We start from the raw sequence: 20,571 nt of genomic DNA on the forward strand, positions 1-20,571 counted from the left end.
CTCATGGGGTGAAGATCTCCGCCGTGGCCGTCAGGACGTCACGCCCTTGGCCGGGAGCCGCCGCTCCGGTCAGGACCCGGCCGCCCGCGGCGAGGACGCGCCCGTCGGCCAGGACCAGCGCGGCGAAGTCCCAGCGGCCGGTGGTGAGGGCGCCGGTACGGCTCCAGGCGTCGGCGGCGGGATCGTAGGTGGCCGCGTCGCGGTAACCGGCGTGGAAGCGCGGGCCGCCCGTACCGCCAAGGACGAGTACCTTGCCCGTCGGGAGCAGGACGGCACGGTGGCGGCTGCGCCCACCGGGCATGCGGGCGACCGGCGTCCACACGCCGGCGGTGGGGTCGTAGAGCTCGGCGCTGTCCAGGCTCCCGGCGCGGTACGTGCCGCCGGGGCGGCCGGTGACGGTGTCACCGCCGGTGACGAGTACCCGGCCGTCGGACAGGAGCGTCGCCTGGTGCCCGACGCGCTCCGTGGTGAGGCTCCCGGTGGGCGTCCAGGTTCCGGTGGCGGGGTCGTAGAGCTCGCAGTGGGCGAGCGCGGCCCGGCCGCGGCCGGTGAGCAGCGCGCCACCGATGACGAGGACCCGACCGCTGCGGAGCTTCACGGCCTGGTGCCCGGTGCGGGCGTCGGTCATCGGCTTGGCGTCCTCCCACTGCCCGGTCGCCGGGTCGTACAGCTCCGCGGAGGTCAGCGCGCCCACGCCCTGGGCGCGGGTGCCCGTGCCGCCGGTGATGAGTACCTTCTGGTTGTCCAGGAGCGTGGCGCAGTGCCCCCACCGGGGGACGCTGGGGCGTGTGCTCGTCGGGCCGACGGTCCAGCGGGCGGCGAGCGGATCGTAGAGCTCGGCCGAGGACAAGGCTGTCCCGTCGGCCCCCAGGCCGCCGAAGGCCAGTACGCGGCCGTCACGGAGCTTGGTCAGGGTGTGCAGACGGCGGCCGGTCTTCAGACTGTCGGCCTGCGTCCACGTACCGGTCACAGGGTCGAACAGCGTGCTGTCGGCGAGTGCGGCGCCGGTACTGTCCGCGCCGCCCGCGACCAGTACCCGGCTGCCGGAGAGCAGTACGGCGGCGTCCGTGGACGAGTCCGCGCCGACGGTGGAAGGCATCGCCGCGGTGTTGGACCAGCCACCGGGGACCGCGGTGGCGCCGGTCGCTTCGGACTCGGGGATGACGTGCAGCGTTCCGGCGAGGGCGGGGTCCTGCTCCACCCATTCGACGAGTGCCTCGTCGGCCGTCGTCCGGCTGCGGAAGCTCGCCGGTCCCCCGCCCACTTGAGACGTCGCGGTACCGGGTGGGAACGCCTGCTGATTGTTGCGCTTGTGGGCGACGACGAAGCGTTGCCCCGTCAGTTGGAGGGTGTCGTCCGCGGCGTACGGCTGGCGGAGGGCGGCCTCGTGCCGCGACAGGGAGGAGCGGCTGGTGCTGCTGCCGTCGAGGAGGTGCTGGAAGACGGCCGGACTGACCCTGCAGAGCCTTTTCGCCGTGGTGGCCGTGGTCGTGTCCGGCAGGCGCATTCCGTTCACGGCCCGGGCGGCCGCCGCCCGGCGGGCCTTGCTGTCGGTCACGATGAGTTCGTACCTGGCGCTGCGGCGCACGGCGCGCGCGGACGCGAGGGCTCCTTGGACTGCGGCCAGTTCGAGGCCCGCGTCCTGGTCCTCGTACGGCAGGCGGGACAGCTTCGCCGCGTCGTCCATGTCCTGGAACTGGGCCATGGCGAACTTGTCGTCGGGGACCGACACCCGCACCAGGCCGCTGTCGGGTACGGGCTCGATGGCGAACCGCTTGCCGTCGCGCGGTCGCTGGGCGCCGACGCGGTCGAGGCGCACATTGAGCGGGATGAGGCGCTGCCGGATGAACAGCGTGCCCAGCGGGTGCAGCACCAGACGGTCCGTGCTGGGCAGCGTCCGCAGGTTGACCAGGGCATTCGTCCCGCCTGTCGGCAGCTGGGTCTGCCAGCCCTCCGCCTTGCCGATCTCGTCGCTGAGCAGAGGCAGGACGTCGACCGGCGGCAGGGTGGGATTGTGACTGTCCCCCCAGGTCAGGTCGAAGTCCACGGAGATGTCGAAGAACAGCAGCGAGATCGAGCCGCGCCCCCGCGCCCGCCATGGCGCCGGGCCCTCCAGTTGGAACCTCAGGTGAATGCTGAACAGTCCGACACCGAAGGCCTTGAGCGAGACGCCGGCCGTGACGTCGATGACGAACGCGAAGGGCGAGAACCGGAACAGCGCGTCGAAGGCGAGGTGTCCGTGGAGCCCGAATTCCTCGAAGCCGAGGGCGAGTTCGGCTCGGGCGCCGAACTGCGCGGTGTTGCTGGTGACGGCGAAGTAGCCCGACACGCGGATGCGGGCGAGGGGCCGGTTGATGATGTCGACCGAAATGCGCGGTGGTACCGGGAACGGCAGCGGCGGCGGGGTGAAGGACGGGTGGAACCCGCCGACCGACAGGACCAGGTCTCCCCTCCCCCAGCCGACCAGCAGGCCCATCCCGCCCTCGATCGTCATGAGCAGGATGCGGGACTCGAACAACTGGGCGTAGAACCACAGGCGCTGCTTGTCGAACTCGAGCGCGCCGACGAAGTTGACCTGCAGGACCAGCAGCGGCAGCTCTTTGCTCGGCAGGATGCAGCGCAGCACACCGATGATCGCGACGTTCCCCGGGATTTCGAGGACGACTCCGAGGGAGACACTGATGAGCGTGGGCGTGCCCCAGCCGATCTTCGCCATGGGACCGACCAGGAACGTCCCCTGCTCGGGAGGGAAGAAGGCGCGCAGATCGCTGAGGACGCGCGGCGCGTTGGACACCACGTCCTTGGGGAACATGACCGACTCGACGGTGCCGGTGCGCACGCCTTCCGCCAGGGCACCGAGGTTCATGCCTCGATGCAGGCCGAGCAGTCCGCCCACCGCGAGCAGGGTGAACCCGTACCCCAACTGCAGGCCGATCCCGCCGAACTCGGCCGTGAGGATGATCAGCAGTGAGAACCCTTGCGAACCGTCCGGCATCCGGGTGGAGATGAGTCCGATCGCCTTCACGTCGATGAACCCGGCGAGCTGGAACTCCAGGGATCCCGCGTACTCGCCGCGGTCGGGGTCGTAGTACAGGAAGCCGCCTCCGCGGACGACGTCCAGATCCATGGACAGGCCGACGCCCTTGGGTGCCTTGAACCGGGGCCGTACGTCGATGGGGCCGAGGTTGCCCTGGCCGCCGGGCGCCAGAACGAGCGGGATCTCGGTGCCCAGCCCCTGGACAGCCGCCGTGACCGGGCCGAGGGCGGCCTTCACATCCGTGGTGAGGCCGAGGGTGAAGGTGGTGTCCTGTACGCCGAGGAGCAGGGTGAGCGCGGACAGGTCGACCGGGCCGAGACTGATGTGGGAGGCGAGCTGGATCTCCAGACCGCCGCTGCCCTCGAAGCGCAGCCCGTCGGACGGGCTGAACGCGGCGCCCAGTTCGAAGTCGCTCTCGATCCGCACCCCGCCCAGCAGCGTGGCCACGAACCCGTCACCACCGTCGAGGTGGATGTGCACCTTGCCGCGCTGCAGCAGTGCGCCGAGCTGGGTTTCGAGGGTTCCGTCGGGCCTGGCCCGAAGCCGGAGGACCACATCGATCTGCTCGGCCGTCACCCGGCTTCCGCCGGGCAGTGACAGCAGCGGTACGGGATCGCCGGGCTCGCGGCGGTAGCTGTGAACGACTTCGGCCGTGCCCTGCACGGTCGCGCCCTGCGGCGGCTCGATCCGGGCCTTGCCCGGCTGGAACACCAGCGTGGTGTCCGCCGGTACGTCGGCGTCCAGCCGCAGCGTGAGCGTCCAGTGTTCACCGCTGCGCTCGATCGTTCCCTTCGTCAATCCCTGGGGCAGTTCCACCGCCATGCCACGCGGATCGAGGCCGGTCCGCGGTGTGAGGGAGGCGAAGAGCAGGTCCAGGGTGGGGGGCGTGGCGGTCTTGTCGTACAGCGACGGCAGCCCGGCGTAGGCGGCGAGCCGGTCCAGCACGGTCAGGACCTTGGAGCCGTCGAACCCAGGTGCGCCCCAGTCGTACAACGCGCCCAGATGGACGTTCGGCTCGCGCAGCCAGCCGCCGATCCGGTCGAGGTGGAACTCGTTCTCGGTGAAGAACGGCTTCTGCGGATCGATCGGGCCGACGTTCCGGTCGGTGCGCACGAGGACACCCAAGAACTCCAGCAGCTCGTTGACACCCTGATTGCCCCCCAGGAAGCGGGCGAGCAGCAGGTTGAACAAGCGCTCCGGCAGGTTGGCCAGGATGGGCTCCGCGCCGGGCAGGTTCAGGCCCGCGAGCGAGGTCTTCAGCCCGTCGAATCCGGAGACGACAGCATTGATCTGGCCTCCGGCTTGCAAGACCCGGCGCAGGACCTCGTCCCACCGCTCGGCGTCGATCGCCTCCTGCAACCCCCGCAGCAACTCGACGAGGAAGCCAACAGACCCGGTGGTGGTGCTCAGCGTGGGAGCGATGGAGGCCGTCTGCGCGTCCGTCAGTGGCAGACCCACATCGGCGAGGAACTCCCGCGCCCCCGCGGGCGTCAGCCCACTCAGCGGCGACAGCAGCGCGGCAAGCTGGCCGACCAGCCCGTCCAAGGTGCCGCGCTCGCCGCTCATGTCCGCCGTCCCGGGCGGGCGAGCGCCGCCGGCACGTCCTGGATGGTGTCCACCGGCAGCAGCGCCTCGGCGACCATCGGGATGTAGCGTTCGAGGTCCCGGCTCAGCCGGGGACCGGCGTGCTGGACGAGCAGTGGCAGCATCGTCTCGACCAGTTGGGCACGTGTCACCCCGTTGATGACGGTCGGGATGCTGTGTCCGGGGGCACGGACGCTCTGTACGCAGTGGTGGTAGAACGCCGCTCCCTGCATGACCCGCCAGGCGGCGGCGACGGGGCGCACCGAGGTGATCAGCTTCCGCGCCTCGGCCCGGTGCTGTCTGATCTTGCCCAGCAGCAGCCGCCCGCGGACGCTCGTACGAAGCTCGTCGCGCAGCCGCTCCACGCCGCGCCGCTGGGCCAGCTCGACGGCGGACTCCGGCCGGTCGGGGAAGATATGGATCGTGTCGCCGGCGCTGGGCGCGGTATCGGACCAGCCGTCATCGACGCGGGGGATTGTGATCTGGAGGTGGTCGAGCACCTTCTGGATGGGGGTGGCGATGCCGATGTTGCCGATACTGGCGAATTCCAACGCGGATCGGTCGATCTTGAAGTACTGCTCGAGCGGGCCCGCGCGGATGATCATCGCGACAGCGAGGTTTTCGTGGTTGATCACCAGGCTGCCCGAGTCGCCGCCCTCGAAGGTCAGCTCCTCGCCGTTGCGGTAACTGTCGCTCAGTGACTGCCCGGGCACCGGGCTGGGCCGCGGCAGGATCAAGAACTGGTTGACGTTCGTCTTGATGCCGCTTCCGCGGTCGCCCGGGTCGGAGATCCCGAACCGGAAGATGAGCCGGTCAGGATCTGCGACATCGGGCTCGGACAGCGAATTGCTCAGCATCGTGCCGAACTTCAAGCGACCGTTGACCGCGTTGTAGATTCGCACATACTGCGCATGGCTCGGCAAGGTGCCCAACGGAGGGCCCTTGACGACGCCCAGCCCTTCGGTGACGGCTCCCCTGATCGGGATGCTGACCACCGAGCCGCCGATGGCCACCTGCCAAGCGTTGTGGAACTTGACTCCGGGATCCAGCCGTGCCACCGCACAGTCCGTCTCACTGGCATGGCCGTTCACCACGGTGCCCATGACACGGACCTTCGCCGGAATCCAGTTGAAGCCGCCGGTCCACGTGCCGTCGTGGTAACCGCCGACCCAGTCACCGCCCTCCGCAGGCTGCGCCTTCCGGTTCGGGTCGTAGACCGGCCGTCCGACCCGCTGGCCCCCAGAACAGCATGAGCTGTAGTCGGGCGAGTGGACGGCCAGTTTGTCGATGACTCTGAAGCCCGGGAACAGGACATGGGAACAGCTCAGCATGACCGGCATGCCGTTCACGTCACGGGCGAAGCACCCCAGGGCCCCCGGCCCCTTGTTGTGATTGGTCTCGATGCTGGCCCCCGCGGAGATGAACGGCGGCCCCGCGGTGGCGGTGGCCCGGCGTTCCACGACCACATGGGTGGGCAGTCCCAGGACCCTGTCCGGTACGCCGCCGCCTTCCTGACCCTCGCTGACGTACACCCGCCACACCGGCGTGGTGTCCGGGCCGGCGCCGACGCCCAGGCCCACCCCGACCACGCCCGGTACGCCCTGCAGCATTCGGTGCACCTGTGGCAGGAGCGCCCGCCGTCCTCCGACCGTGCTCATGGTGCTCCCTCCCGTACCGTCTCGGCACAATCGGCATCGGCCGGCATGGTGCCCGCCACGAGGGTGACGTCGAGGCGCTGCAGCAACGGCTCAATGGGGCAGGCGACACCGTCGCCGTTGGCCGTGGCGCCCCACAGCAGGCCGACGACGCGGAGCTGTCCGTCCAGCAGCGCCGCGCCGGAGTCGCCGGGTGCGGAGAATGCCAGGGCGGGATCGTGTGATCCGACGAGCAACTGCCCGGGTGCGGTCCACTCGCGGCCGTCGATGAACGGCCGGTCGGGGTAGGCGACATCGAGGAGAGTGCCCTCCGTGAAGCCGGTGGCCGGCCCGTGCTTGCACACGTCGACGCCCGGTTCCGGCCGGGTGACCATCGTGGGCCAGCCACGAGCCAGGGCATGCCGCAACCAGCCTGGATAGTCCTGCGTCCCGTCCAGCTCGATGAGCGCGCCGTCGACGAAACAGTCCTCGCCGGCGAAGTTCACCCGGCCGAGGTGGCCTCGACGGGCAGGCCCGAGCCGGACCGGTTCGGCCTGCCCCGCGTAGTCCTCCCCGTCGACGGACGGCGGCAGAGCCCAGACGATGTCACCGGCCCGCGCTCCGGCGCCCAGGACAACATGGTGGTTGGCCAGCAGATGGGGCCGGCCCGCGGCGTCGCGCACGAGCGCACCGGCGACACCCGGTACTCCCTGCGCATTGACAATCCGCAAACCCGGTGACCAGACCGGGGCCGACGTATCCGAGACATCCGGGTGGCGCGGCAGGTCGAGTAGGGCATGCAGTGAAGTTGTGCGCTGCGCCAGGTCCAGTACGTGTTCCTGATAGGCGGCGATGTCGTCGCGCAGGGCCGCGCTGCCCTCGGCCAGGAGCACATCGCGCATCGCACGCAGGGCGTCCACCGGCCTGACACCGTCAATGGCCTCGGGCAGTGGCCATGTCGGCTGGTCGGCGTTGCGCAGGGCGGTGTTGACGAACGCCGGCCCCTGGTGGCGGTGCCATGTGACCATCACGCGGCGGTTGTGATGCACCAGATGGCGGATCTCATCCATGTGGCGACGGACCAACGGGCCCAGTCGACGTCCCTCGTCACTGCTTTCCAGGGTGCTCCACGCCGCGTGGACCGCCGACCAGTCCACTGGCGGTTGGCCGCCCCGTGCGATCGGCATGCCCGGCACCGCGCGCGACCGGCCCGCGGTGCCCCGGCCGGATGGAACCATCTCGACATTCAGGTGCTTGAAGGCGGCGGCAATGAAGATGCCCTGCGACCGACCGGTCAGAATTTCCTCCGGCGCGCTCTGACCCTGGACGAGGATCGGCTGGAGGACGCCGTTGGTGAGGATGCCGACCACCTTACGGCTGTCATCGACGATCGGCGCGCCGGAGTCCCCGCGCTGCGAGAACTTCGCCCCCCGGACGACGAGGGTGGGGCTGCCGGCGGAGCCGCCGACAGTAACGGTCAGGCCCGAGTTGGTGAACTGGTCCCTGATTTTTTCCGGGGTGATCGAGGGATCCTGCGTCTTGTACCGTTCCATGTCCAGCTTGTACTCGGTGACCGGTTGCCCCTGGCCGGCGGGTGTCACCGCCTCGACCTCGAAAACCCACGCCTGCCCGATAACGACCTGGCTGCCGACCAGCTCCTTGATCTGCACGCGCTTCAGCGCGGCGATCCTGCCGCGGGTGTGCTGGGTCTTCGCACCGTACTTCTGCACCGGAATCTGCCGGTCGGCGGGCAGGTTCGCTTCCGACGGCTCGGCGGCGGACAGCGACCACTCCGTGATGAGGTCACGCACACCGGCGAGCTTGCCGATCTTGGGTACATCGTTCGAGGCGTTGGTCTTCGCATCCAGCCCGATGAGAGAGGCGTCCACGGCGAAGTGGACCTGACCGATCGTGACCTTGCTCTGAATCGCCTTGTCGTCCAGCGGCTGCAGGGTGCGTGACACCACTGTGCCGACGGGGTTGTTGCATTCGGCTCCGCAGCAGGTGCTCAGTTCCGGCGAGTACACGAGATCGGCGTCCGGTGCTCCCTGCAAGGCCAACGGCGGGCCGAGGACATGGGCGCACGTCAGGACGTACCGGCCCTGTCCGCCGGACTCCCTGACGATCAGCCCGGCCGTGCCGTGGTCGTACTGACCGTGCTTGCCGCGCGTCACCTGGTTCCCCGCATCGACGCTGGGCGAACTCGAATGTGGTACCGCGCGCCGCCCGATCGCGGCAGTCGTCATCGGATCACCTTGCTTGCCGTGGTCGATCGGGTCATTCATCACCCTAGCAGTGCATGCCATTCCATAAGCTGACATATCCGGGTACAAGCCACTGAACGGGTGAGGGGCTTGTGGACACGTGGTTCGGGTGGTCCGGCGTACGAGCGGCGCACGGGCCGGTCGGACTGATGGCATGGCGGACAAGGCGGCGCTCGAGGCGGGCCGCGACAGCGAACGGCGAACAGGGCGGCATGGGACCACCTCGTCCTGGCTTCGTTCACTTCTGGCTGAGCGCGTCGAGCCGGGACTCGGGTTCCTGCCCGAGCGTCGAGCACCAGGCGTACCCGGTGCGGATGTCCGCGCTGTCGGCGGGGGCAGGCACCCGCAGCGCCTTCTTCGTAGGCGAAGGCGACGGCGCCGCCGTATGAGCGGAACGGCGAGCCGGGCTGGGCATCACACTTCGGGCAGGTGTGCCGTTTCGTCGCGCCCTGGACCTCCGCTTCCGGCCGGGGAAGATCACGATGGGGCGGGCGATGGTGTCACGGCCATCGTTCGAGCGCCGTCGTGCCGCCTGAAGCAGTACACCGAGCGGCGGCAGACCCAGTAGCACCATGCGTGGGAGTTCCGGGACGCGTGCGAGGGTCGCACGGCGGATGACGACCGGTGGCCGACCTGGCCTACGGCGCCGGGGATGACTGTCGTCCCGGACAGCGCCGGCGTGCCGCACCAGGACTGATGGCGGGGAGCCGCACCCGTGGATGGGTCCGGGCCTCCGCCGTGTAGCGCGCCGGTCAGGGGCGTTCACCGGTCTCAACGGGGATGGCGTCTTCGATGCCGTCGGTCGTGAGGTGGCGGGCAGCGAGGAGGCGGTCGATCGCGGCCCCGCCCGGGGCACCGCGGGGGGCCACAGGCTTCCATGCCTTCCCCTGCGGCCTGGTCAACTCCCCTCGGCACAAGGCGAAATGGAGCCTGTGACTGCTAGAGCTGGTGCCGTAACGTCGCCGGGATCAAGCAGCCGCCAACAACCAGTTGAGGGGGAAGCATGGACGATCACCAGTCTGATGGCGAGTCCGGGCAGCAGACGCCACCGAAGGGGCCACCGCCGCCGACCTTCCCGCCGCCGCCCGCCCATCCGCCCGCCACACCCGTACGGCCCTCTGCCTGGCAGAGGGCCACGGGTAAGCAGAAGACCTTGTTGTCGGTGGCCGCCGCGGGCGTCGTCCTGGCGGTCATCCTGACCGCCATCTCCTCGTCCGGCAGTCCGGACGACTCCGCCGGCGGTTCCGCTGGGCCGGTCGCGGATTCGCTGGCCGCTGCCGCGGCCCACGGCACCGCGGCCGCCGCCGCCCTGGACGAGCTGCCCGGCATCCACCTGTCCGCGGCCTACGCCCCGTACGGCGGCAAGCCCGTCACCCGGGCCGAGCTGACCGTCACCGACGACGGAAAAGCGTCAGGCACCTTCGAGGAGCCGGTGACCGGCAAGGCCACCATGGCGTGGTCCGGTGAGCAGCTCTACCTCAAGGGCGACAAGGAGTTCTGGGCGCAGCAGGGTCCGCACAACGGGACTGACCTGACGAGTGCTGGGCGGTGGGTGGCTCCGGAGAAGCGTTCCGGGTACCACATGCTCGACAGTTTCGGGGTGAACGCGGGATCGCTGTCCCCGAAGTCGCTGGCTGCGATCGTCAGGCAGGTGACCACTGACCCTGCTGTGGTGCAGGAGGACGCCGGCAGTCCTCAAGGCCGCCGGGCGATCTCCTACACGGTGGATGAGCAGACGGTCGTTCTTACCGCAGATGCCCCGTACACGCTGGTTGCGATCGGGTTCAACCCTGCCAATGCGCGGCCGGTCACGACAGCGGCCTGGCGTGGACGGCCTGGCGTCGATGCCCTGGCGGTGAGCGCGGGCCACCGGGTGGTGCCTGTCGACGACGGCGACGACGGCAGGTTCTCCAACCCGTACCTCGTCGCGGTACCGAAACCGGCCACGGACAAGGAGACGGATGCGACCCGGGCCGCGGCAGCCGAGGCCGCGGCGGCCGCCGTTCCCCCCTCGTCGGACGCAAAGGCCGCCAGGTCGCAGGGCCCGAACTTCGTCACCACGTTGACCAGCCCCTACCTGTGCACGTCCAACCCCTGCTCGTACGCGTTCACCGTCAGGAACGAAGGGAACGCGGCAGCCGAGGCGGTTCTGCACGTCAGCTTCCCCGGCATCCCCGACCGGGCCCACCCGCTCGGCACCCTGGGCCCTGGGCAGTCCAAGAGCGTCAGCGGCACCCGCCCCAACGCCGCGGCGGGCACAGGCAAGACGGTGCGGCACACCGACTACTCATGGGTGTACTCCTCCGCCACCTACGGGCCCGACCCGAGGGTCGGGCAGCGGCTGTACGCACGGGGACTGAAGCCCGACGACGTGTTCGTCGCCACCCCCCTCAAGCCGCTCCTCGCCAACCTCCTCGACCAGATGACCAAGGACGCCCCCATCACCGATGAAGAGACGAACGAGAAGACCATCCAGGCGCTGCGGGATGCGAACCACGAGGGGCAGTTGCCGCTGCTGATGACAATCGCCGCTTCCGGCCGCCTGCAAAACCCCGGGGACCTCGCCGAGAGCCTGTCCGGCATCGACAAGATCGGCGGCGTTCGGGTCCTCCAGCAGATCGCCCACCTGGTGAAGGCCGACCCCCACGCGAAGGTCTGGTACGACGGCGGTTACAAAGCCGGCAACGGCCAGACGTACAAGACCGACTACATCTACACCAGCGACCGCGACGGCCAGGAGCTCCGCCGCGCCGTCCAGGTCAAGACCATCGAAGCCTGGAAGAAGCTGTGGCCGCGGATGAAGGACGGCGCGGAACAGCTCAACGGCGAACACACCAAGGGCGGCGGGAAACGGCAGCCGGAGAACGCGCCGCCCGGCTTCGAGCGGGTCCTGCAGATCAACCTCGAACCGTCCGTCGGCCCCGTCTTTTTCAACGCCGGCAAGGCCGACCTCACCAGGTTTCTCAGCAGCCCCCGGTACGCCCAGGCGCGACAGAACCTGTGCAAGCCGAGCGGTGAGGACCGTGTCGACCGGCTCGTCTTCGTCAACGCCGCCGGTATCCACGAGTGGACCGACCTGACCGAGATCGGCGTGAACTGCCGGGCGGCCACGGGGTGACCCGCTGGGTGCACGGCCCTCCTGGCGCGGGCCGCGCCCTCCCTGTACAGCACAGGGGCCCTGCCGGGCCGTCGCGGCGGATTGACCTTCTGGACGAGCTGGATGAACAGCTCCACCAGCGAGTCGGTGATCTCCGTCTACCGCACGTGACACAGCGTCGACAGCAACGTGTAACGCAACGGCCCGGCCGCCGCCAGCAGGTCCTAGGGGTACTCCTTCGCGCGCCCGAGTCGGCCTTCAGCTCGGTGAAGAACGTGCCCCCCGCCGTCCGCGCTGTCCGCGTCCGCGCCCGCGTCCTCAGTGATCAGGTCGTCCAGCCGGGGCCGGGCCGCTGCCGACAGCCGGCCACCAGATGGAGGCCTGGAGCGCTGCCGACCGCCCGGGCCATCCGGTGGACCTCTCTACGCCGAGGGGTCAGCCGTCGTTCGTCTCATACTTCCACGGGGAACAGGTCGCCGACGTGGCGGGTTCCACGCATGCCATGTAACGGACGCGCTTGCCCTCGGCGACCTCGAGGTTGCGCCGGACCGGCGGGCCGCTGTAACCGTTGTGGTTCCATATGCCGTTGGTGACGTTCACCCATCCACCCGGAACCTCGTACTGGATGAGGCCCATGGTGGCCTTGCCATCGGCCCTGTAGTCGTGCACGTGGAAGATGTCGCCGTGGTCCTCCCAGCGTGCCCCCGCGGCCGGCGAGTCGCCGCAGCCCCGGGGGTAGCACGCCTGGCCGTCGGCGAATGCGGGGCTCGCCGTGTAGAGGGAGAGCGCGGCGACACCGCCTGCCACCAGGGGTAGCGTCCGTACGACGTGGCGCTTGAACAAGGTTTTTCCTCCGTCCGTTCTGTCCTTTGACGCTGCGAAAGGACACCGGTGGTCTTCGTCGTGTCGGGTCGTACGTTTTGTGCGGGCCGGACCACCGCGGGTGCGAGGACCGGCCACCGCCGTCATGCGTAGGGGTTGCGGTAGGTCTTGTAGGTGCACGCGTCCGTGATCTCGTCCCGGCAGACCCAGATCGAGACGTAGCGAATCCGGTTGGTGTCCCGGGCCTGCACGCGGCCGAAATTGACCGAGCTGCCGCACCCTTGCTCGTTCCAGCGCTTCTTGCCCCTCCACAGGCCACTCACGTCGACGAACGAGTAGACGGAATGGGCGTCGCAGGAGGTGTCTTTAAGCCAGTAGTCGGGGACGGAGAAGCTGTTCCGGTCGATCCAGTTGATCGAGCCCCACGCCTGGCCGCGCTGCTTGCCCCCGGTGTACACGGAGACGTTGTATCCGGCCCATGAACCGGCGGCGGCTGACGCGCCCGCTCGCCCGGCGATGTCCCCCTGTGACACCGGGCCGGCCTGCGCCGTCGTGGCCTGCGCCGTCGTGGCCGCGGTGGCGACGAGCCCGGCGGCCATGAGGACAGCCGTGATCGACCTGCCTGGACTTTTACGCATGGTTCCCCCATGGATCTAGATCCTGACTTCCTGCCGGGTACGGCAGCGAGCGGCGGACGCACCAGGGGGCGGCGGCCGGGCGGCGCGGCACAGATGAACCCGAGCCGCCGCCCCTCACCACGCCTGGTCCCGCCGCGGTCAGTTACGGCCGCTGCTCGCCCACAGCACGCGCAGGTTCACATCTCAGCGGAGTGCTGGGACCCGCCATCGCTTCGACACTAAGGGCCGTTGCGCCGCAGGGCATCGGGGCAGGCCCTGAGGACGGATCGCGCCATACGAAGCCGGTGGAGTTGTCGGTCGTTGTGCAGATCAGGGTCGAACCGAGCGGCCAGCATGCTCAGCAGCCAGCGCCACATCCTCGTGCTGGCACCTGCCGTCAGTTGGGCTACGACCTCCTCCACGGCCAGGCGTTCACACAGTGTCGCTTGCGCCTACTGGGCCTTGCTGAGCGCGGTGAGGTCTTGAGCGAGCGCGGACCGCTCGACGCCGATCGCCCTTTCCAGAGCTTTCCGGGCTTCCAGAAAGTGTGGTTCAGCCATAGAGCAGCCTCCAGAGATCAAGTGTCCTCGGCATTCTCCTGCCGCTGAGGCGGCCTTCCTCGCACCAGCAGGTCATCGACGTGCTGGGGGTGGGCATTCCAGCGAGTCATCGACTCGGGAGCACGGGTCGATGGCGGAGAGGGAGCCGAAGCTGTTGCCGCCGGCGCCCTCGTCGCCAGCACACTCCCCGACAGCCGCATCGTGATCGACCCCGACGATGGCCCCCGGCCAACCCCTGCCCGAACTGCCCGCCGGTTGGGTGGAGAGCACCGACGCCGACCAGTGGCGCCAGGGCGTACGACAGATCCTCGAAGCACTAGAAGCACCCGCTGATCACTCACCATGACCGCCTCACGGAAGTCATGCCAGAGGCCGAGACGGGCACCGGATGTACACCGGTTCAGAAGGCAGCCGCCGCCCGAGAGGGAATCGCGATGTTGACGGGTTTTGGCAGCAGCACGGGCACGGAGGGGTTGCTGCTGGGGGTGCGGTGGCCGACGCCGTCGCGGTCTGGTGCTCGGGCTGCATGGGTGCGCCGGCTTCAGGCCGGTGGAAGTGGCCCTGCGACGGTGACCGTGCCGGCCCACCTGTCATGTTGATCGGGCGCGTGCCAGAGGATGTTGAGCCGGCGGTGGGTGAGTTCCTACGCCTTCCGAACCACGGCCACCCGCGCGATGTCGGGCTCGGACGAGGACGGAGGACGGGCGAGTGCGCCGTCGGCGATGCCGGCCGGCCCGGTGAAGTGGACGGCGTACCTCCAACCGTCCGGATTCCGGTTCAGGATGAGGCTGGTCGGCGTCCCGGGGGTGCGCCAGTACGGCAGCCGTTTGCTGGCCATGCCGGCAAGATGCTGCGGTCTCACTGCCCATGCGGCGCGTCCGGCGTCACCGGGTACGCACGCGCCCCGGACCGTCCGGATAAACGGATGGTCAGGGTCGAGCGAGACGCGGCAAGATGCTCCGTATGGCATTGCCCGCCCCCGAGCTGCACACCGCCCGGCTGCGACTGCGGCCGTTCTCCGACGCCGACGCGGCGCCGCTCTACGCGCTGCACAGCAGTGCCCACGTACTGCGTTACTGGGACTCCCCGCCGTGGACGGAACCGGCCCGCGCCCAGCGCTTCATCGCGACCTGCCGGACGATCGAGGAGGAAGGCACGGGAGCGCGGTGGGCCGTCGACCGTGTCTCCGACGGCGCGTTCATCGGCTGGTGCGGCCTGACCGGATGGAACCCGGACTTCCGCAGCGCGTCCCTGGGCTACGTCTTCGACGTCGCCGCGTGGGGCCACGGCTACGCCACGGAGACCGCCCACGCCGTCCTGCGGTGGGCGTTCGACACCCTGGACCTGAACCGCGTCCAGGCTGAGACCGACACCCGCAACGCGGCGTCCGCCCGGGTCCTGGAGAAGCTCGGCTTCGTCCGCGAAGGCACCCTCCGCGAGGACTGCGTCGTCAACGGCGACGTCTCCGACTCCTGGGTCTTCGGCCTCCTCCGCCGCGAGTGGCACGCGACGGCCGGCCGCTAGGGCCGAGACCTGCCCGGCTTTCGGTCCGCAGCCCACCGAGGTCGCCGTGGGACCGCTCCGGCGAGCTCAACGTCTTCGCTTGCCCCACCGACCCCGACCATCCGCACCACTGGAGCATCCGGCAGCTCGCGGGGGCCGCCTGGAGCGGCAACATGCCACCGTTCCCGGTGCGGCGTGGATCGGGAAACACTGGTGAGCGGCGTTACGCGGCTGCTACTCCGGTCTGACTCCGCAATCTTGTCGCGGCCCCTGAGCCGAGGCGCGAGAGTTGCCACGTCACCACCGGAGTGGTGGGCTTTGCAGCCAGTTGAGCGCTGACGCGGGTTGAGGCGGCGTACGCACTGCTCCGCCGCGGCCTGTCGAGGTGACCGCGGACGGCCTACGGGGCGGTCCGCGGCTTGCACACCTGTGGTGCGGTGGCGTCGAGTCCGAGCAGGCGGAAATAGTTCTCGCCGAGGGCGATGTTGCGGAAGGCTCTGTCGCCCAGTGCCTTGTTGATGCGGCTCGTCACTTCCAGTTCTTCCTTGTACACGGCGTAGGTCTTGTCGCGCGATGCGACGAAGTCGGTGCCCGGGATCGCCCGGGTGGGGTGGCGGTCGAGCAGGTTGGCGTACTGCCTGCGCACGCCCGGCTTGCTGAAATACTGGTCTTCCAGGACGCGCCAACTCAGATCGAGTGTGAGGTTGGGGTGGCGGTCGAGGAGATCGCTCACGATGGCGATGTGCCGGCGCGGGTCCATGGCGGACAGTTCCTTGGACAGGCCCATATGGGCCCAGACGATCTTGTTGCGGGGGTAGCGGTCAAGCGCCTGCCGGAAGAGGCGCAGGTACTTGGTGGGTTCGGCGTCGGTGCCGAGGTCTGCGTGGATGGTGACGGGGATGCCGCGTTCCTCGAGTTTCCTCATCATCGGCGCCCAGGCGTCGATGTCCTCGCTGGTCGCGGGCTCGTGGTGGTTGGGCAGCAGGGCGCCCTTGATGAGGTTGAGCTCGCCGGCCCACCGGAACAGTCCCGGGAATTCCCGGTCGTACATGTCGAATGTCTCGGGGATGGTCTCGGGGTTGGCGATGTCGAACGAGGTCATCGACAGGGTGACATGCGGGCTGGTGGGCTTGGTTTCGAGGTAGTTCTCGGCGTTGACGACGTCGTTCTTGATGCTGGGGAGTACGGGCGTGCCCGGACAGTTGAGGTAGTAGGTGCAGTTCGAGTCGGCGGGCAGCTTCTGCCCGATACCGAATGCGTTGACGTACCGAACGCCGCTACGGCGCAGGTAGGCATTGACCTCTTCGAAGGAAATGGCCTTGCCCCCGAACGGCCGGTAGTGCAGGTGGCTGTCCACGACAGAGGTGTAGGGGCGTGTTGCCCGGTCGAAGCAAGCGCCGTCGGCCAGGACGGTGCCCGCGCCGGCCGGCGAGGCCGCGACGGCCGCAGCGGCCACTGCGACGACGGATACGAGGACGCGCTTGCGGTGGAGGAGGATCACGTTTGTGCTCCCACGGGAACCAGCCGCGCAGAAGTAGCACACACGGCGCATATACGAACAGATTCGGCACAGTGTGAGTGGCGGTTCTGCCTTGGGTGACACGGACTCGCCGGAGCGGTCTGTCCGGTCACCCGATGGATCGAACGGATGGCGCAGGCAGGCTTCCCGGCGGTGGAGGGCGCGAGGGCGCGCGATCATCGTCCTCGACGACGGCGTCGTGGGGGCCGGGGCGCCGGGGAGGGCTTCCAGGCGGAGGCACAGCCCACCGAGGCCGAGCCGCCGACCCGCGCTGGCGCCCCCGAACCCGCGATCAGCGATCCGCCCATCGTGAGAAGCTGGGCGCCCGTGAGGTCCCGGACAGGCACGGGAACCGTCCGGGACGGGCCCCGCCCGGGGCCGATGACATCCCCCGGCAAGGCACAAGCACGCCACACAGCCCCAGCCATGGATGACGGCGGCTGAACGTTCACCGGGCACGTTGGGGCACTGCACCACGGGCTCGGTGGGCTGGCTCTTCTCCGCCCGACCGGCGGTGAGGCCATGGCGCCTCGGCCCACCTTCTGCGGCCGTCCCTCAAGGCCAGCGTGATGATCAACAGTGGATAGGCTGTGTGCATGTCACGTGCACGCGTCACCCTCGTAACCGCCCTTGCCGGGATTGCCGCGCTCACCGCCTGCTCCTCCAGCAGCGACAAGCCGGCTCCCGGCTCCGGCACGGAGAAGGGCGACAAGCCGGTCTCCGCTCCTGCCCCGAAGCCGATCACGAAGGAACTCACCCAGGCCCAGATCACGCAGGCCCTGCTCGGCGACGGCGAGACCCTTCCCGGCTGGTCCCTTCACGGCGACAAGTCGGTGACGGAAGGGCAGTACTGCAACGGCACAAAGGAAGCCGACTCCGCGCCGGCGGGCTGGGTCCGCGGCGGCGATTCCTCGTACGAGTACAACGGCTCCACGAACAACATGGCGTTCATACATATCTGCCTCTTCCGATCGGCCGACGACGCCCACCGCCAGTACACGGCGTGGAAGGGCACCGAGAAGAGCAAGCAGCAGAACCCCAAAAAGCCGGTAGGCGACGAAAACACACTGGTCATCAACCCCGGCCTCAGCGACGACTCCGTCTACGGGTACGTCCGCTCGGGCAAGGCCAACATCCGGGTACGGATCGAAGGCGGTACCGCCGGCGACCCCTCGGGCACACAAGCCATGCTCGCCGCGACGCTCAAGCGCCTTCAGCAACTGCAGGACGGCAAAGCCGCCACCGTGACCGCCCCCGACGAACAGGCCGCAGCCCGGCAGTAAGCGATCTGCGCAGCCCTGGGCAATAACACTGGCCTCGGTGTCCGGTCCTCGTCCGTGCGGAGAAGCATGCCTTCCCTGTGTCCACGAGGTGCAGCGGTTGGTGGGTCTGTCGCCGTCACCCGGCCCTGGCTGCGGGCAGCCGGGTCCGGGTGCAAGCGGTTACGCCGTCCGAGGCGGTACCAGTGAGCAGTTGGAACAGGCCGTGCGGCGCACCCTAGCCGGCCCGCCACAGGGCCGGGGCGTGGGGCGGCTCCCAGCCCGCCTGGGCCGTGTGGCCCTGGAGGCAGACGTAGGCCGCTCCGCCGTACGTGACGCGGTCGCCCGGGCGGTACGCGGTGCCCGCCGCCCAGGTGGACCCGCCGGGCGGCGGGGTAGGCCCGGGCCCCGGCGACTGTGGCACGTCCAGGACGAAGTCGAACGCCGCCTCCCTGGTGCCGCCCGCGTCCCGCACGGTCATCAGCAGCCGCGGGTCGAAGAGCGGGTCGGTGTTGTTGCGCGGCTCGCCGGGGAAGTAGAGCTGTGTCGTCAGCACGGGCCGGCCCGGTGCCTGGAGCTTCACGTGCAGGTGCCGGGTGCGGCCCGGGTACAGCCCCGGGACGATGGTGGTGAGGGTGAACGCCCCACTCTCACCGGTGAATTGGTGCCCGCGGAAGCGGAAGCCCACGTTGTCGTACGCGCCATTGACGTCGGCCTGCCAAAAGTCGAGCAGGACGCCGTTGAGCGGGCGGCAGGCGAGTCCGAAGACGTAGCCGGTGACGGTGAGGCGCACGCCGGGGGTGCCGGGCTCCAGCAGGGAGGTGCGCCGGGGAGAGTTGGGCTTGAAGTAGGGGCCCTCCATCTGCGGCGGGGTCGGGTCGTCGCCGTCGTCGCAGGACGGGGTGAGCGGGGGCGTGGTGCCGTTCGTGGCGTCGTTCGCCGTGACCGTACGGGCCAGGGCCGGCACGCCCATCAGGGCGGCGGGCGTGGTGACGCCGGCGGCGAGCGCGGCGCGCAGCACGGTCTTGCGGCTCGGGTGTCCGGACATGCCTGCTCCTCGTGAGGGGGCGTCGGGGGTCGGCACCGAACCTACGCAGCCGGCTCCGGGCGGGCGATGGACGCGATCCGGTGGTCGTGGTGAATACCACCGCCGCCGTCCCCCTCGCCGCCCCGCCGGAACGCCCCGGGGCTGAGCCCGGTCTCGCGCCGGAAGAAGCGGCAGAAGTACGCCGGGTCGGTGAACCCGACGCGTGCCGCGACCTGCCGTACCGTCAGGTCGGTGTGCGCCAGCAGCCGTTTGGCCTCATGGGCGCGGGCCTCGCGGACCAGTTGGCCGGGGGTCCGGCCGGTGGCGGCCTTCACGGCCTCGGTGAGGTATCCGCTCGTGACGCCGATGTGCTCGGCGCAGGCGCGTACCGACCACAGGCCCGGATCGGTACGTCCGAGGAGGCGGCCGAACGCGTCCGCGACCGCGCCGGGGCGGGTGGCTCCCGGTGCGACGGTCACGGCCGTGGGTGCGGGTGCGGGTGCGGGTGCGGGTGCGGGCATCCGCGCGACGCGTACGAGGAGGATGTGCAGCAGGGCGCGCAGGACGCTCTCGAATCCGGGGGCGCCACGCTGGTACTCCTCATGGAGGTCGGCCATCAGGCGGCCGGTCCGGATGTGGTCGCTCGGATCGAGCGTCAGCCAGGGACGCTCGGCGAAGCCCCTCAGGACGTCGCGGTCGCCGGGGTGGTCGAGCAGGAAGTCCTCGGTGAACAGCACCACGGACCCGTCGAGCCCTTCCGCGTTCTCCCAGTGGTGGACCTGGCCCGGCGCGATGACGCACAGGTGGGGCGGCCGCAGCTCCCACCGGCACAGGTCCAGTACGTGCGTGCCCGCACCCGCGGTGACGTGCACGACCTCGTAGAAGGTGTGCCGGTGCGGGAAGGACGCGCGGGACATCGGTCCGATGGTGTCGAAGCTGCCGATCGCGAACGGCAGGGCGTTGGGCATCGGCACTTCGAGGCGGTGCATGGGGAGCACGCCGTCCTCGGGTGCGGTGCATGGTGTGCCGGGTAAGACGGTGGTGCCGCGCATCGTCCTGTTCCCCTTCCCGTGAAGGTCCAGACCAACTGCCGGTGCCACCATGGCACGCACGCGTGGGGCTTGGCACCCGTACACGGGTGCCGCGCCCCGCCGGGCCCGCTCGCGGGCTCGCTGTCGGACGTACGGGGCAGGAGCCGGCCGGCCCGGCAAGGGTCACCAGCCGGACGTGGCCGCGCAGTTCGGTTACCCGGCGGACGTCGTCCGTGCGTCCCATGAAGCTCGTCGAGGGAGCGTCCAGGTTGCCGCTCGCCTCCCTCGGCGGCGCGGGCGCTCGGCGACCAGGGCGGGCCCGGTGGCCTGCCGTGCGAGATCGGCCTCGATCCGAGCCTCCACAGCGGCCGGCCACGCCCCCGCGAGCCGCTCGGCCGCCCGCTGGGCGAACGGCACCTCGGGTACGTCGGCGAGCGCCCGCCCTCCCTCGCCACAGCCCCCATGCGTGGTGCAGGACGGCCGCGGCCTCGGCATGCCGGGAACGGGTCGCAGCGATCGCAAGGCGTTCGCCGGATCCTCCGGGGTCCGGTCCCCCCACAGGTCCTCGACCAGCGCCCCCGGCCAGACCGCCCGCCCGGGTTCCAGTGCGAGCCGCG

The 20,571-nt window shown here is 69.9% G+C and carries 12 protein-coding genes; 3 read left to right on the plus strand and 9 right to left on the minus strand.

The genetic code is table 11. The features are described 5' to 3' along the window. Nucleotide 1 precedes the first annotated feature (1 nt). From ACZ46W_RS30780 to ACZ46W_RS30790, 3 genes are read right to left on the minus strand one after another with little or no spacing between them, the layout of a single operon-like run. Nucleotides 2-4,603 (minus strand): DUF6603 domain-containing protein, encoded by a 4,602-nt coding sequence (locus ACZ46W_RS30780; protein WP_468344508.1) that lies wholly within the window; start codon nucleotides 4,601-4,603, stop codon nucleotides 2-4. Further along, nucleotides 4,600-6,279 carry a hypothetical protein gene (locus ACZ46W_RS30785; protein ID WP_468344511.1) on the minus strand — a complete coding sequence of 560 codons (1,680 nt, stop codon included), beginning with the start codon at nucleotides 6,277-6,279 and terminating at the stop codon, nucleotides 4,600-4,602. Before ACZ46W_RS30785 ends, ACZ46W_RS30780 begins: the two co-directional genes overlap by 4 nt. Then, nucleotides 6,276-8,540 (minus strand): chymotrypsin family serine protease, encoded by a 2,265-nt coding sequence (locus ACZ46W_RS30790; RefSeq protein WP_468344514.1) that lies wholly within the window; start codon nucleotides 8,538-8,540, stop codon nucleotides 6,276-6,278. Before ACZ46W_RS30790 ends, ACZ46W_RS30785 begins: the two co-directional genes overlap by 4 nt. Nucleotides 8,541-9,522: 982 nt before the next feature. Here ACZ46W_RS30790 and ACZ46W_RS30795 point away from each other — a divergent pair. Then, nucleotides 9,523-11,637 carry a hypothetical protein gene (locus ACZ46W_RS30795; protein WP_468344517.1) on the plus strand — a complete coding sequence of 705 codons (2,115 nt, stop codon included), beginning with the start codon at nucleotides 9,523-9,525 and terminating at the stop codon, nucleotides 11,635-11,637. Nucleotides 11,638-12,051: 414 nt separating this feature from the next. Here ACZ46W_RS30795 and ACZ46W_RS30800 read toward each other — a convergent pair whose 3' ends face one another. The 3 genes from ACZ46W_RS30800 to ACZ46W_RS30810 all read right to left on the minus strand — a co-directional run bounded on the left by ACZ46W_RS30800 (nucleotide 12,052) and on the right by ACZ46W_RS30810 (nucleotide 14,453). Next, nucleotides 12,052-12,459, minus strand: coding sequence for a hypothetical protein (locus tag ACZ46W_RS30800; RefSeq protein ID WP_468344521.1), 408 nt, complete (start codon nucleotides 12,457-12,459; stop codon nucleotides 12,052-12,054). 122 nt (nucleotides 12,460-12,581) lie between these two features. After that, entirely contained in the window at nucleotides 12,582-13,076 is a 495-nt protein-coding gene (locus ACZ46W_RS30805; RefSeq protein WP_468344524.1) for a hypothetical protein, read from the minus strand. A gap of 1,182 nt (nucleotides 13,077-14,258) precedes the next feature. Further along, entirely contained in the window at nucleotides 14,259-14,453 is a 195-nt protein-coding gene (locus ACZ46W_RS30810; RefSeq protein ID WP_468344527.1) for a hypothetical protein, read from the minus strand. Between the two features lie 125 nt (nucleotides 14,454-14,578). Here ACZ46W_RS30810 and ACZ46W_RS30815 point away from each other — a divergent pair, with 125 nt between their 5' ends. Continuing rightward, nucleotides 14,579-15,139 carry a GNAT family N-acetyltransferase gene (locus tag ACZ46W_RS30815; RefSeq protein WP_468344530.1) on the plus strand — a complete coding sequence of 187 codons (561 nt, stop codon included), beginning with the start codon at nucleotides 14,579-14,581 and terminating at the stop codon, nucleotides 15,137-15,139. 379 nt (nucleotides 15,140-15,518) lie between these two features. Here the strand turns inward: ACZ46W_RS30815 and ACZ46W_RS30820 are convergent, their stop codons facing one another. Further along, a complete protein-coding gene (locus ACZ46W_RS30820; RefSeq protein ID WP_468344533.1) occupies nucleotides 15,519-16,619 on the minus strand; it encodes an amidohydrolase family protein in 1,101 nt (366 codons plus the stop codon). Nucleotides 16,620-17,233: 614 nt separating this feature from the next. Between ACZ46W_RS30820 and ACZ46W_RS30825 the strand changes: the two genes are divergently transcribed. Then, complete coding sequence (locus ACZ46W_RS30825; protein ID WP_468344536.1) at nucleotides 17,234-17,920, plus strand: hypothetical protein; 687 nt, start codon at nucleotides 17,234-17,236, stop codon at nucleotides 17,918-17,920. Nucleotides 17,921-18,134: 214 nt separating this feature from the next. On the opposite strand, the gene ACZ46W_RS30830 is transcribed toward ACZ46W_RS30825, so the two are convergent. Continuing rightward, nucleotides 18,135-18,944, minus strand: a complete 810-nt coding sequence (locus ACZ46W_RS30830; protein ID WP_468344539.1) for a dioxygenase family protein — start codon at nucleotides 18,942-18,944, stop codon at nucleotides 18,135-18,137. A 41-nt stretch (nucleotides 18,945-18,985) separates the two neighbouring features. After that, complete coding sequence (locus tag ACZ46W_RS30835; RefSeq protein ID WP_468344542.1) at nucleotides 18,986-19,975, minus strand: helix-turn-helix transcriptional regulator; 990 nt, start codon at nucleotides 19,973-19,975, stop codon at nucleotides 18,986-18,988. Nucleotides 19,976-20,571 lie beyond the last annotated feature (596 nt).

This window comes from Streptomyces sp. NPDC031064 (assembly GCF_055570965.1).

Excerpts from the sequence above, each read along its gene's own strand:
- ACZ46W_RS30825 (WP_468344536.1), top strand. The coding sequence starts at position 17,234 with ATGTCACGTGCACGCGTCACCCTCGTAACCGCCCTTGCCGGGATTGCC.
- ACZ46W_RS30785 (WP_468344511.1), bottom strand. The coding sequence starts at position 6,279 with ATGAGCACGGTCGGAGGACGGCGGGCGCTCCTGCCACAGGTGCACCGA.
- ACZ46W_RS30815 (WP_468344530.1), top strand. The coding sequence starts at position 14,579 with ATGGCATTGCCCGCCCCCGAGCTGCACACCGCCCGGCTGCGACTGCGG.
- ACZ46W_RS30835 (WP_468344542.1), bottom strand. The coding sequence starts at position 19,975 with ATGCGCGGCACCACCGTCTTACCCGGCACACCATGCACCGCACCCGAG.
- ACZ46W_RS30795 (WP_468344517.1), top strand. The coding sequence starts at position 9,523 with ATGGACGATCACCAGTCTGATGGCGAGTCCGGGCAGCAGACGCCACCG.
- ACZ46W_RS30810 (WP_468344527.1), bottom strand. The coding sequence starts at position 14,453 with ATGGCCAGCAAACGGCTGCCGTACTGGCGCACCCCCGGGACGCCGACC.
- ACZ46W_RS30830 (WP_468344539.1), bottom strand. The coding sequence starts at position 18,944 with ATGTCCGGACACCCGAGCCGCAAGACCGTGCTGCGCGCCGCGCTCGCC.
- ACZ46W_RS30805 (WP_468344524.1), bottom strand. The coding sequence starts at position 13,076 with ATGCGTAAAAGTCCAGGCAGGTCGATCACGGCTGTCCTCATGGCCGCC.
- ACZ46W_RS30790 (WP_468344514.1), bottom strand. The coding sequence starts at position 8,540 with ATGAATGACCCGATCGACCACGGCAAGCAAGGTGATCCGATGACGACT.
- ACZ46W_RS30780 (WP_468344508.1), bottom strand. The coding sequence starts at position 4,603 with ATGAGCGGCGAGCGCGGCACCTTGGACGGGCTGGTCGGCCAGCTTGCC.